Raw genomic sequence first — 12198 nt, forward strand, 5'->3', positions numbered from 1 at the left:
CATTTTCATACCACAGGTTTAACACACAATAACACCCTGTTTTGCAATCAGATACACAAAACAACCAGGGTATGCTGTTCGTTTCTGAACAGCTCTATGTACAGTAATGGACATCCAATATCATCAATTGATGATACAGTGTTTTTTTAATCAATGAGCGTTGTAAAGAAAGAATCCGGTTATCAAATCCATTCCTCAGCCTCAAAAAGATTTAAAGGCTCATAATTAATATACTGAACAAACCTTGGTTTTTGTGAAGTATTAGGACTGCTGCCATGCGGTAAAGCGTGATGCCAGATGATAAAATCGCCGGCATCGGCTGCAATAGGGAAACTACCCAGTGCATGAAGATCCTGTTGTCTTGGATTAGCACCTGCCGGCAGTTCACTCATCCAGTTCTCTATCCTGTTCTGGAAACCCGGAACAACTGTTAAAGCACCCTGATTTGATGCTGTATCGGCCAGGTAAAGTATCCCCTGTAAACCAAAGGGAACAGGTAAACTTAAACTTACATCCCAATGCAGATGAGGTCCTGGAAATCTCCATTCAGCTGTTTCGGGTGGATTAAAGCCTACACGGTCAGCTGTACACCATAAATCTGTACGGTTCCAGAGTTGTTCATATGCCTGTCGGATAATAGCCGACTCCCTGTTTTTTTGAATTACAGGGTGCTGAAATAACTGCACCATAATTCCCTGCCGGGAAGCATGATGCTGATACCATGTTCCGGGCTCTTCTCTCTTTACTTTTATAGACTGGCAGATGACTTCAATTGTTTCATCACATTCTTTTTTAGAAACAGCATTTTTTAGAATGAGGTATCCGTTTTGGTCCCAAGATTTAAGCTGCTCATCGCTCAGTACATCAGGAATATCTTTATTTAACAAATTTCCACCAAATTCATTATTATAACGGGCAATAGTTTCAGGCACAGGCATACCTGCTGTTTCAATAATCCAGTCTTCAAATTCTTCAAAACCGGGTACAGTTTCAAATAAGTAAACAGAAGTCTGCTCCAGTCCCAGCCCTAATGCAGACATCAGGATTTTATCTAGCCTCCACTCCTTTTTAAGCTCACCATGAATTACTTTGCCTTCCCTTTTAAGTAAAGACTTTTCCCAAAATCGTTTCAGGTGCATAACCTGTAATTTTCCTGTTTCCTGTGAAGGCGTTAATGAAGTTGAAAGCATAATAAATGATTTAAAATATTACAGGTTGTTTTCTGCATATCCAGCTGATCATATGCGGAAAAGGCTGATCTCCGGACGCGTCTGCAGTTGATTGATCATAACACATCCCATACCATTGTAACAATGGTAAACCAATGACACTCCCCGCATTAAAGTTCTGAATTAGATTTTGCCCTGCCCCCTTATATCCATCAACATGGAATACAATTTCAGGATCTATTTTAAGAAAAATACAGGCTGCATATGACCAGGCAATAGCCATCATTTCCCCGCCCCTGTGCAGATCACAATCTTCCAGATTATCATTCATATTTAGCCTGATATCCGGTGGCATACAGGCAAGATGACCTGCTTCATGTAACACATCACCCGGATAACGCAATCGCCTGGTGTCGATCACCAAAGTACCATTCCGTAATTTAAGACCGGGTAGAAAAGTATCTCCTTCAATTGTTTCCAGCTGATAGGCCAGCCCGATCATTTGTAAGAATGATAGAATCTGTGGTAAAGGCTGATATTGATTGTATTGCTTTTCAAACTCATCAGCCAGCTGATTCGCTGTTACCGTATCCTGATCTCTTAATTCACAAATCATATCAAGAAGCTGCTGCTGGCTATAATCCGGTATATGACTAATATAACCGGCTGAATTGATCAGTTCCCCTAACCAGGTATTTACTTCACAATCTATGACCAGGTGTATCCGGTCTGTTTTTCCTCTATTGGTAACCTGATGCCGCAGGTTGGCATTCATATACCAGCATTCTCCCGGCTGCATGGTTACCCGCTGATCCTGAACATAAAATTCAACATCCGGGTTCGTAATCAGGGGAATATGCAGTCTTGCTTCTCCCTGTTCAAATGAAAGTTCATAATCGCAATGCGGCTTGATTACTGCCCCGGCCGCCAGATTTAATAATCTTACAGATTTGACCGTACACTGAAAAGTATCCAGTAGCTTTCGGACAGAAGGGAACATATCCATATTCGGATGATCTGCGAAAATATCATTTCCTGTTAATCCCGGAATAATAGTATCCCGTCCCTCAACTGATCTTAGCGGCAATACTGTCCAGCTACCTTCATAGTTACCACTGTTAAAATGATTATTCCAATGCAGAGAAGCAGATTTAAGCTCCTGATTCATCATAGCATATTCAGGAAACACCGGTACTTTAGCACAAACAATCATAGTATATTAACAATTAACCAACGAAAATATAGCTGTCAGTTCTGTGCATACAAGTTAATATTGAAATACCACAATATAAAATATTATTTCAAACTTGTTGAGCTGTCATTTAAAGAAACATATGAGCTGCAGACATAAACCACATTGGAGTAACTTGTCCGGAAATGCCGCAATTGCTTAAAAAAACCTGGAGAGTGACACGCTATTGATCACTTCTCCAGGTCAGATTCAGCTTATAAATTCACCAGAAAAGGATGCATCATTCTTAAAAAATGAACATCCAATCACTTTATGGCCTTTTATTAACGTAGATAGTAGTTGCACGGTTAAAACGCTCAGCAGTGTCGATAAAATTATGGCGAAGCTGCAAATACTGGGTAGCGAAAGAGTATCAGAAAAAAATTACAATAAATCACACTCATAGCCAACGAGTTATATAAGATATTTGAAAATAAGTAATTTTTAGGCTGTTTTTTAATTAAACCGTGTATATTTGCAGCCCCAAGCGCATCTAAACAAACATTTATGTAAGTTATGCAAAAGGAGAACGGACCGGTAGTTCAGCTGGTTAGAATGCCGCCCTGTCACGGCGGAGGTCGCGGGTTCGAGTCCCGTCCGGTCCGCATAAAAAGTAGTAAAACAAATTAAAAAGCCTTTAATCACACGATTGAAGGCTTTTTTGATATACAGACTTCTGGAAATATTCAATTTTTCGGATCAAGCGGAATTCTTGGGGGGAAGGAAATAAATTCTTTCTTTTGCATTCTTAAACCAAACGAAAATTGGATCAAGCGGAATTCTTGGGGGGGAAGGAAGTTAAGCATAGATTTTAGAAAGTCTGAACAGAAAGAATTTGACATCTCTTACGCCCCTGGAAGTTGCCCTGAAAGCCTTCACTTTAGCATTGAATGACTCAGCGGACGCGTTGGTTGATCTGTTAGTAAAGAAATTCAGGATAAATAAATAATGTGCCTGTATAGATCTGGATACTGTTCTGAATGCTTCTATTGCAGCATCTTCCACATCATTATACCACAATGCCAGTCTTTTAAACGCCTGCTCCTTGCTTTTACATACCTTGAATATTTCACCTAATCTAAGAGATAGTTTATACGCCTTTTTTAACTCGGGATAGCGCTCAAAAAGTAGTTCTGCCCGATTCTGCTGAACCTGGGTCCATTTGCTGTGGTGTTTAAACAACAAATATCTGCTTCTGGCCAGTAGTTGCTTTAGCGTATCTCCATTGGAAAGCACCTCCCCATGGAATATGGTTTTGTTCTTTTTTGCTTGTTTGATAGCTTCGTTTTCTGCATCCAAAGCTTCCCAACGATATTTGATCCTGCATTCCTGTACAGCATCATAAGCGAGTTTTTGAACATGAAAACGATCAATAACCCTATGTGCATTGGTAAAACATCTCCTGATTGCCAACTGCATGTTTGCAGCCATATCCATGGTGACTTCCTGTACCTTTTTGCGAAGCCTTTCCGGAATTTTCTTCAGTACATTTATGATATCTTCGGCTACTGTCCCTTTGATCATCGCTACAATCGCACCTTTACGCCCTTTTGCTCCTTTATTAGTGACTATGGTATAGAGCTCGCCGTTGGATAAAGCTGTTTCGTCGATACTCAAATATGGACTGACATTCTTTATGAACAACATCCACTGATCTGCATGATCTTTCTGCTCCCAGCCATTATAATCACTGATATGCTCTTTGTATTGTTCTTGCAGCTGTTTGCCGTCTATCTGAAAGTAATGACCTAGATGATAGCAGCTGATTGGGTGATTATCCAAATATTCCTTTTAAAAAAAGACCGAATTCTGTTGTCATTCGTGCCCCCTTTCTTACTAAATCCCAATCCCTGCTAATGATTTCGCTTGTGTTTTTAACCGTCCAGCGACGCCGTTTAATACATAAAGCCACTTTCTGGCCACGAATTGGGAAATCTTGAATACTGACCTCTGGAAAGAATCCTTTGGACTCAAGGTCTTTACTTAGGTAGCCATCAGGCGCTATATTTTTTTCTTCGAGGTAGATATTCAACATCTTACCTTCTTTTTCTACTTGCGTTAATTCAAAATAATCCAGAATACCTTCCGGTAATAATAAACTAATCAGGGTTTGCTCGGCTTGACTCAAAATGAAAATTTTCGGGATCAAGCGGAATTCTTGGGGGTATAAAATTTAAGCATAAATTTTATAGAACCTGAACAGAAAGAATTTATTTCCTTCCACTAATAACTCCGCAACCTAATACATTTCAGACAGAGGCATTAAATTATACGATTTGGAGCCTTTAGAACTTTGCTGATAAACTTTAATTCACGGCAATTGTTGTATATTTGCATATATCAGTTCAATATTATGGCCACCAATAAAAAACATCGGCTCATATTTGAGTTATCTAAATCGGAACGTGAATTACGTCTTAAGAGTGCATTGAATGAGATTGTTCAATTAACCATAGATATGCAGAAACCTTTCGTATATAGGAACAACCTATGCATCCAGCCTAACTTCTTTATCCATCAGTATCCCAATGGAAAGAAATTCCTTATTTCACAGAACCAGGAAAATTCGAAGGAAAGTGTATTAAGAGAGCTTGCCTGAACCTATGGATAATTTGAGGCTTTTTATAGTTGCAGGACCAAATGGATCTGGCAAAAGTCTTTTCTCCAGCAAACTTACGGAATCGGACTATACAGTCTTTGATGGAGATAAGCATCTAACCGAGTTTGCTAAAAAATATCCAGAAACAGGAAGCGACGTGTTGTCAAATGCGGTCAACGAGCAGGTTTTTAAAGTAGAAAAATTAAAAGCCATTGCTGAGCGGAAAAGCTACGCATTTGAGACAAACTTCAGTGCCTCAAATCCAATGGAAACAGCAAATGAGTTCCGCCATGCAGGATATGAGATACATCTTATTTTTATGGGGCTTAATTCAATTGAGGAATCCATACAGCGTGTCGAGCATAGGGTCAGGTTGGGTGGTCACAAGGTTGCAGAACCTTCCATTCGCTATAATTATGAACATGGCTTCAAAAATCTCTACAAACATTTTCATGAGTTCGATTCTGTAACATTGTATGACAATGCCATTGCCGATATTGCCGAGCCCGTCATTCCAAGGGAGATATTGTACATTCTGGATGGTCGGTTACATCTTGAAATAAAGAGCTATCCTGAATGGGTGGCGCCATTGCTGGAGAGATTATAGTCGCTAGTGTGTTTAATATTATCCGTATATTAGTATCATAGCATTGCAGCTATTTTGTAAATGATTTTAGTGAGTAATTCATGAGTCAAAATCGCAAAAGCTTAAAAAACGTCATTTAAAGGCCAATAACCTACTTTCATAAAGTCCCGTCCGGTCCGCAAGATGTAAATCTTGAAATAACAAAAAACACTTTAATCATATGATTAAAGTGTTTTTTTTGTTTTACATACCTCTATTTTCATCAGTATTCCGTGGATCAAGTCATAAACTTGTGGATCAGGCTCTTTTTTAAGCATAAATTTTGACAAGCTAAACAGAAAATCTTTGCTGCCACGGATACTCTTATGCCGCTGGAAGTTGCGCTGAAAGCTTTCAATTTGCCTGGGAATGACTCAAACGAAACAAGGCCGGGCTGTTCGTAAATAAATTCAAAATAGCTAAATAATAAATCTATATCGGCCGGGTACTGCCCGGGTACTGTCCGAGTACTGCCTGAGTACTCGTTAGGGTAAGAGCAGTGCTAAAGTAACGCGAGAGCATGGCAACTCTAAGTCAAAACAACTAGTTGAAATGACTTAGACCTGGCATGCTTACAGCCCGTTTACAACCTGGTGTCATCCCGACCTCTATTCAGGCACAACCAAACCAGAACTAGTTGAAGATGAATGAAATTATAATTTTCCCTTTGACTAACCCATGGACAAAGCGGACAATTGCAGACAGCTGGGGACAATTGCCGACATTTTTTACGCATCAGGATAATCTTTAACGCTAATAGCTTAAATTGGTGAAAAGCATTTATTTATTATGGGAAGTTTAACGGGTAAAATTTCAAAGGGAATCCTGGGCGATTTCATTTTTAAAGCAGCAGTTTGGCGTACAGGTTGTTTCAAAAGTTCTGTACCGGGCAAAAGGAAACAAACAATGGAAACCCAAAGGCATCAGAGAACTTTCGGCAAAGTAGCCAGCCTGGAAAAATCAGGATCTTTCCTGCCCCTGAGAATTCCGCTCAAGCGTTGACCGATCTCTTATCAAAGTAATCAGGAGCGTTTAATAAGGATAAATTGAACTATAAAATCAGGAAGTAATCAGCTGATTAAAGAATCGTAACCACCTGATTTGAACTCAAAAAATATCAAACCCAAAACTTGAAATTTAATCCCTGATCCACATGTTTATGACTTGATCGCATTCCTTCTGATCTTAAAAATCTACTGCAAATTTAAGTTAATCCCATCCCTGCTAAATCTGGTTATATCAAAAGAAGACTTATCTTCGTACAGGAAGAAATGGCCCAATAAACTCCATCCCCAAAATGGATCTAAACCAACGCCTGTTCCTGATTCAGAATGATAATATTCACGATTTCCTGATTTTTTTAATAGCTCATGGGTTTTAAATGCTATAATTGACGCTAACTCATGATAGCCATAATACTTTAAAGAATGGTAAAGCATATAGTTTGTAGGTATCCAGGTATTTGCGCGCCAGCTACATCCTAAATCATCTTTTAACAAGGTCTCTGAATAGCCGGGTTCTGATCTTGCCAGGGCAGGTACCGGCCATGTACTCCAAAATTCCTGCGGATTCATCAGCTGATCATAAATAATTCTGCGCGCTTGCTTTTTACTAGCTATTCCAGCCCATAAAGGCGCAAAACCAGCTATACTTTTAACAGAGATAAGTGCGTTACCTTTATATTGATGATCATAAAAAAAACCAGTTTTTTCATCCCATAACCTGGTTCTTATTAACTCTGCCTTTCGGTCAGCTTTTAACCGGTAAATATGGGCAACGTTTTTTTTGCCTGATCTTTCAGCTATAGTTGCAAATGCACGCAATTCCTTTACCAGATAACAATTCAAATCAACCCCTTCACTTTTTCTGTCAAACCACCAGCCCGCCCGCTCATGCTGATTATCCATTCCAGTATGCGGCGCGCTCATCCATTCACTTAATCCATTTTGATCTCCATCCATCTGGATCAGCCAATAATCAAGATATTTTTGCAGGCGTTGAAAATAGAATTCATTCAGCCATGCAGTTTCATGATAATTATCGAAAACAAGCAACGCTATCTGGCATAGGAACGGCTTGACATGCTCGTTGCGTTTTCTATTTTCAGGTACTGCTCTGACAATCAATCCATCAGCACGTTGATGATCAAGAAAAATAGTCACCCCATTAATTATACAGGTAGAAGGTTTCCCCATATACAGTTGAACTATTGATTCAAAATATTGATCCCAATCATATAAAGTTTTATAATTATATCCTGTAAAATAATTTTTCTTCGTATCCTGATCCTGCATAATTCCTTTTTTCATTAAAGAATCCTCTACAAAAAGCTTTTTACGGAGATTCAAAAGTGCCGTATCAGTTTTAAAGCGGAATTTTATTTTTTGAGCATTTGCATGCTGAAGAGCAGCTATAAATATTACACAGGTGAGTAAAGCTAAACGCCATATTCTGCCGGTTTCAGCTCTGCTTACCTTCCTTAAATTTGTTATCATACTCAATTGAATCATTTCAGTCAGTGACAAAATTACCATTGAAATTACAATTAGCTATCCTTTAGAGTCTGTTACTTATAGTTACAATTATTCATATAATCTTCAGTATGTATTTTCAGATAAAATCATTTTAAGTATGAAGATACCTTCCGGGCAAAAATAAAGACTCAATTTGATAATTTCCTTACCGTTCCTGAACGCTGATCAGCTATCATCAGCTATGATTTTGTAACCTTTGTCCACCTTATTTTATTTTTATATTTCTAGTTTTAACCGCAATGAAAATTAATAATTAAAAGTAGAAAGTATGGGTATAGTATATGTATTAGGAACAAGAAATACTGCCCCATCTGGCGGAGTAATGAGGTTATATCAGTTTGTAGATACGTTAAATGCAAATAACATCGAGAGTTTTATAATTTATAATACGAACCCGGGCCTGGATTGGTTTACGCATTCAACAAAGACAACAGAATTTAAATCAGTCCAGATTACACAAGATGATTTATTAATTATTCCTGAAGTTATGGCAGATAAAGTATTAACCATTTTCCCCGGAGTCAGGAAAATAATATTTAATCAGAATTCCTTCAAGACTTTCAAACCCTTCATCCATGGTAATTTTTCAGATGTCAGAAAAGCTTATTTTCATCCGGATGTAGTACAGACAATTGTAGCGTCAGACTATGATGTTAATGTATTAAGCAGATTATTTCCAGGAATTAAATTAGGCAGATTTTATTATGGGATAAACGACAAACTATTCTACTTTCAACCAAATAAGAAAAAAATAATTTCAGTAATGCCAAGAAAACAAAGGGAAGATGCCCTTTTTCTCGAATGTTTGCTAAAAACTAATCATAAATTAAATGATTTTGAAATCAAAATCATTGATGAAATGCCTTATGAGGAATGTGCTGAAATATTGAGAGAATCTGCCATCTTTTTATCTTTTAGTTATCAGGAAAGTTTTGGCCTTCCTCCTGCCGAAGCAATGGCTTGCGGATGTATCGTTATCGGATATCATGGTCAGGGAGGAAAAGAGTTCTTCAAAAAAGAGTTAAGTTATAGCATAGAACAATCAAATCTGATTGAATATGCAGAACAAGTAAATAAAGTTATAGAACAATATACGACCAATTACTTTGGCACATTACAAATTGGAAAACGAGCTTCTGAATACATATTAGAAAAATATTCCATGGCTAAACAGGAAAAATCAATATTAGATATCATAAGGCCGCTGATGCTGCAACCTCATAGCCGGTAGAATATTAATTTATGACAAACTATTTATAAAACAGGTTGTTATAGCCCGGAAATCCAAATTAAAACTGACGATATTATGAAAACAAAGAACAAAGAGAAAGAAAAATCTGATACGATAAACGCGGATTCTTACCGTAAACGCGGATATTATTTTCACGCGGATGAAGATTTCAGAGAAGATTGGGACTGGGGTAAAAACAAATCTGCAGGATCGCACAGGCAAGGGGTTCCGAAAAAGAATATACCGGATATTTTCATTGCCTGATTAACCCAAAACTGAAATTTTCATTAAATATCAACCCAATGACAGAATCTACAGATAAAACGACCCAGTTTCATCAGCTCTTCACAGCAGAATTGGAAGAAATGTTATGGGCCAGTGAGCACCTGTTAAAATTACTGTATTCATTAACGCTCGTCGCTGAAAACGATAGCCTGAAATCAATGCTCCATAGCTATCTGGATAAAACTGTAGTTCATGTTCAACGGCTCAAAGATATCTTTGAAAGATTAAAGCAGCAGCCAAAAGCACGAAAATGCCAGGGTATGGCAGGCCTCATCATAGAGGCAGGATTATTAATTGAACATACAGATCAGAATGCACAGGTAACTGATACTGCTATACTGATGATCATGCAGAAAATCAATCAATATGAAATGGCCGGTTATGAGTCTATGGTCACGTTTGCAGAACAATGGCATCATCATTTTATTAAAGAGATATTGCTCGCTACATTAAAAGAGAAATGGCAGGCAGACACAGAATTAGCCAGCATAACTTTAATGGTTATGACTCCTTAACATTAATTTAATCACCATGGGAAAAAGAAAAAGGATCACCGGCACTGATACCGATAAGGCAATGGCCAAAGCCGGAAGTTCAAAACCAGACAAGCCTAAAACAGGCAGATTGAAAACTCAGGAACCTCTTGCTGAAAAAGACGAGGTTAAGCAAGCTGAAGAAAATATACGCAAACGGGTAAACCCTGACCAAAAGAAAAATTAAAAACAAACTATGGCCTGATCGCACCCTTAAATTGCCTGATTCACACCGGGAAGCCAGCTGCATTGGCCAGATTGCTTTATGGCGAAGGTTATTGGGCCACCCCGGAATGAAATATGATTAGTTTTACCAGAAACGTGCATAAATAGCAATTAACAGCAGCATAATAGATACGATTAATACAATTGAAGACGGTTTGAGCTTAAACATCTCTGCATCCAGTTCAAATGCTTTAGGATTAATACGCGGGCCTAAAATACTTGTGCCAACCATCACCAATACAGTGATGAGGAAAGACCAGCTCAGGCAAATAAAGAATGGAATTTCATAGATCCCATCCATATTTGGGAAAGCTGTATATAAAATCGTCTCCGGGCCAAATACCTTAACGGCGAATTCATTAAAGAAAACAGAGATCAGAAAGCCAAAGATAATGCCCGTAAAAGCTGCAATACTATTGGTACGTTTCCAGAACATCCCTAAAATGAAAGTTGCAAAAACTCCGGGACTGATATAACTGGTGTATTTTTGAACGAAGGTATAACCACCTGCCCTTCCGATCCCCAGTAAATCATTCCAGGTAAACAAGACAGCAACTACCATCGAAACGACAATAGCCATACGCCCTGTCCAGACCATGCGCTGTTCACTTGATAGTGTGTTGATATGTTTTTTATAAATATCAAGTGTAAAAATAGTGGATATACTATTACATTTCCCAGCCAGTGAAGCTACAATAGCAGCGGTTAAAGCAGCAGCAGCCAAACCTTTTAATTCAGGAGGCAGCAAACTAAGTATAGCAGAGTATGCACTGTCTTTGCCCCCTGTCAACTGCAGGTGGCCACCTTTATATAACACATAAGCTATAATTCCGGGCAGCATCACAATAACTGGCATTAATATTTTAAGCAGACTTGCAAAAAGAATACCTGTACGGGCTGTCTGTAAATCGGCCCCCAATGCACGTTGTGTGATATATTGATTGCAGCCCCAATAGTTCAGGTTGCTGATCCACTGACCTGCAGCATACATTCCCACAGCAGGAAGAATCAGATATTTATTAATATCCACCTGTGAAGCACCTGGCTTAGGTTTGGCCAGCATCAGATGGAAATGTTCCGGTGCTTCTCTGAGCAGCACTTTAAAACCAGCAATAGCTTCACTGCCCACACCAAATTTTTCACCAACAATCGTTAAAGTCATATAGGTCGTAGCCAGCCCGCCAATAATCAATACCCCTACCTGAATTACATCTGTATAGCCAATAACCCGCATACCGCCCAGTGTAATTATAATGGCAAATACGGCCAGACAGATCATCACGATATGAAAATATTCTCCACCTATCAATCCATTGATAGCTAAGGCCCCCAAATATAAAATAGAAGTTAAATTGATAAAAACATAAAGGAAAATCCAGAATACGCTCATGATCAGTGCCACGCTGCCATTGTACCTGTTTTTAAGGAACTGAGGCATAGTATAGATCTTATTCTTAATATATACAGGCATAAAAAATACAGCCACAAGGATCAGCACCGCAGCACCCAGCCATTCATAAACAGCAACGGCTATACCCGCGAAAAAACCTTCCCCGCTCATCCCGATAAATTGTTCTGCAGAAATATTAGAAGCAATAATTGAAGCCCCGATCGCCCACCAGGTCAGTGACCCTTCAGCTAAAAAGAAATTCTTGGAATCATTAACCTTACTTTTCTTTTTATAAACGTAGTATCCATATAAAGCGACGATGATAAAATAAATTACAAAGACGCCAATACCCCCCAGTGAGAGTTTCGAGTTCATA

The 12198-nt window shown here is 38.6% G+C and carries 13 protein-coding genes and 1 tRNA gene; 8 read left to right on the forward strand and 6 right to left on the reverse strand.

Annotated elements, in window-relative coordinates; genetic code table 11:
- Positions 1-182: 182 nt before the first annotated feature.
- Entirely contained in the window at positions 183-1190 is a 1008-nt protein-coding gene (locus AB3G38_RS07800) for a phytanoyl-CoA dioxygenase family protein (protein WP_367867931.1), read from the reverse strand.
- Between the two features lie 10 nt (positions 1191-1200).
- Positions 1201-2382 (reverse strand): aspartyl/asparaginyl beta-hydroxylase domain-containing protein, encoded by a 1182-nt coding sequence (locus AB3G38_RS07805; protein ID WP_367867932.1) that lies wholly within the window; start codon positions 2380-2382, stop codon positions 1201-1203.
- Positions 2383-2931: 549 nt separating this feature from the next.
- Here AB3G38_RS07805 and AB3G38_RS07810 point away from each other — a divergent pair.
- Positions 2932-3005, forward strand: a tRNA-Asp gene (locus tag AB3G38_RS07810).
- 193 nt (positions 3006-3198) lie between these two features.
- On the opposite strand, the gene AB3G38_RS07815 is transcribed toward AB3G38_RS07810, so the two are convergent.
- Positions 3199-4182 carry a transposase gene (locus tag AB3G38_RS07815; RefSeq protein ID WP_367867933.1) on the reverse strand — a complete coding sequence of 328 codons (984 nt, stop codon included), beginning with the start codon at positions 4180-4182 and terminating at the stop codon, positions 3199-3201.
- On the reverse strand, positions 4175-4528 hold the full coding sequence (locus AB3G38_RS07820; protein ID WP_367867934.1) for a transposase: 354 nt from the start codon (positions 4526-4528) through the stop codon (positions 4175-4177). The genes AB3G38_RS07815 and AB3G38_RS07820 overlap by 8 nt, the downstream gene beginning before the upstream one ends.
- A 225-nt stretch (positions 4529-4753) precedes the next feature.
- Here AB3G38_RS07820 and AB3G38_RS07825 point away from each other — a divergent pair, with 225 nt between their 5' ends.
- The 3 genes from AB3G38_RS07825 to AB3G38_RS07835 all read left to right on the forward strand — a co-directional run bounded on the left by AB3G38_RS07825 (position 4754) and on the right by AB3G38_RS07835 (position 6626).
- Positions 4754-4999, forward strand: coding sequence for a hypothetical protein (locus AB3G38_RS07825; protein ID WP_367867935.1), 246 nt, complete (start codon positions 4754-4756; stop codon positions 4997-4999).
- Between the two features lie 4 nt (positions 5000-5003).
- Positions 5004-5606: a zeta toxin family protein gene (locus tag AB3G38_RS07830; RefSeq protein ID WP_367867936.1), complete on the forward strand. Its 603-nt coding sequence runs from the start codon at positions 5004-5006 to the stop codon at positions 5604-5606.
- A gap of 807 nt (positions 5607-6413) precedes the next feature.
- The gene (locus AB3G38_RS07835) at positions 6414-6626 is read left to right on the forward strand and encodes a hypothetical protein (protein WP_367867937.1); all 213 of its coding nucleotides are present in this window, start codon (positions 6414-6416) and stop codon (positions 6624-6626) included.
- Between the two features lie 191 nt (positions 6627-6817).
- On the opposite strand, the gene AB3G38_RS07840 is transcribed toward AB3G38_RS07835, so the two are convergent.
- Entirely contained in the window at positions 6818-8119 is a 1302-nt protein-coding gene (locus AB3G38_RS07840; protein ID WP_367867938.1) for a trehalase family glycosidase, read from the reverse strand.
- 307 nt (positions 8120-8426) lie between these two features.
- On the opposite strand from AB3G38_RS07840, the gene AB3G38_RS07845 reads away from it, so the two are divergent.
- The 4 genes from AB3G38_RS07845 to AB3G38_RS07860 all read left to right on the forward strand — a co-directional run bounded on the left by AB3G38_RS07845 (position 8427) and on the right by AB3G38_RS07860 (position 10394).
- Positions 8427-9389, forward strand: coding sequence for a glycosyltransferase (locus tag AB3G38_RS07845; protein WP_367867939.1), 963 nt, complete (start codon positions 8427-8429; stop codon positions 9387-9389).
- Between the two features lie 75 nt (positions 9390-9464).
- Positions 9465-9653, forward strand: coding sequence for a hypothetical protein (locus tag AB3G38_RS07850; RefSeq protein ID WP_367867940.1), 189 nt, complete (start codon positions 9465-9467; stop codon positions 9651-9653).
- A 38-nt stretch (positions 9654-9691) separates the two neighbouring features.
- Entirely contained in the window at positions 9692-10189 is a 498-nt protein-coding gene (locus AB3G38_RS07855) for a DUF892 family protein (protein ID WP_367867941.1), read from the forward strand.
- Positions 10190-10205: 16 nt separating this feature from the next.
- Positions 10206-10394 (forward strand): hypothetical protein, encoded by a 189-nt coding sequence (locus tag AB3G38_RS07860; protein WP_367867942.1) that lies wholly within the window; start codon positions 10206-10208, stop codon positions 10392-10394.
- A gap of 123 nt (positions 10395-10517) precedes the next feature.
- On the opposite strand, the gene AB3G38_RS07865 is transcribed toward AB3G38_RS07860, so the two are convergent.
- Positions 10518-12197 carry a sodium/solute symporter gene (locus AB3G38_RS07865; RefSeq protein WP_367867943.1) on the reverse strand — a complete coding sequence of 560 codons (1680 nt, stop codon included), beginning with the start codon at positions 12195-12197 and terminating at the stop codon, positions 10518-10520.
- Position 12198 lies beyond the last annotated feature (1 nt).

This window comes from Pedobacter sp. WC2423, from assembly GCF_040822065.1.
GTDB lineage: Bacteria > Bacteroidota > Bacteroidia > Sphingobacteriales > Sphingobacteriaceae > Pedobacter.

Excerpts from the sequence above, each read along its gene's own strand:
- AB3G38_RS07800 (WP_367867931.1), bottom strand. The coding sequence starts at position 1,190 with ATGCTTTCAACTTCATTAACGCCTTCACAGGAAACAGGAAAATTACAG.
- AB3G38_RS07805 (WP_367867932.1), bottom strand. The coding sequence starts at position 2,382 with ATGATTGTTTGTGCTAAAGTACCGGTGTTTCCTGAATATGCTATGATG.
- AB3G38_RS07825 (WP_367867935.1), top strand. The coding sequence starts at position 4,754 with ATGGCCACCAATAAAAAACATCGGCTCATATTTGAGTTATCTAAATCG.
- AB3G38_RS07830 (WP_367867936.1), top strand. The coding sequence starts at position 5,004 with ATGGATAATTTGAGGCTTTTTATAGTTGCAGGACCAAATGGATCTGGC.
- AB3G38_RS07835 (WP_367867937.1), top strand. The coding sequence starts at position 6,414 with ATGGGAAGTTTAACGGGTAAAATTTCAAAGGGAATCCTGGGCGATTTC.
- AB3G38_RS07840 (WP_367867938.1), bottom strand. The coding sequence starts at position 8,119 with ATGATAACAAATTTAAGGAAGGTAAGCAGAGCTGAAACCGGCAGAATA.
- AB3G38_RS07845 (WP_367867939.1), top strand. The coding sequence starts at position 8,427 with ATGGGTATAGTATATGTATTAGGAACAAGAAATACTGCCCCATCTGGC.
- AB3G38_RS07850 (WP_367867940.1), top strand. The coding sequence starts at position 9,465 with ATGAAAACAAAGAACAAAGAGAAAGAAAAATCTGATACGATAAACGCG.
- AB3G38_RS07855 (WP_367867941.1), top strand. The coding sequence starts at position 9,692 with ATGACAGAATCTACAGATAAAACGACCCAGTTTCATCAGCTCTTCACA.
- AB3G38_RS07860 (WP_367867942.1), top strand. The coding sequence starts at position 10,206 with ATGGGAAAAAGAAAAAGGATCACCGGCACTGATACCGATAAGGCAATG.
- AB3G38_RS07865 (WP_367867943.1), bottom strand. The coding sequence starts at position 12,197 with ATGAACTCGAAACTCTCACTGGGGGGTATTGGCGTCTTTGTAATTTAT.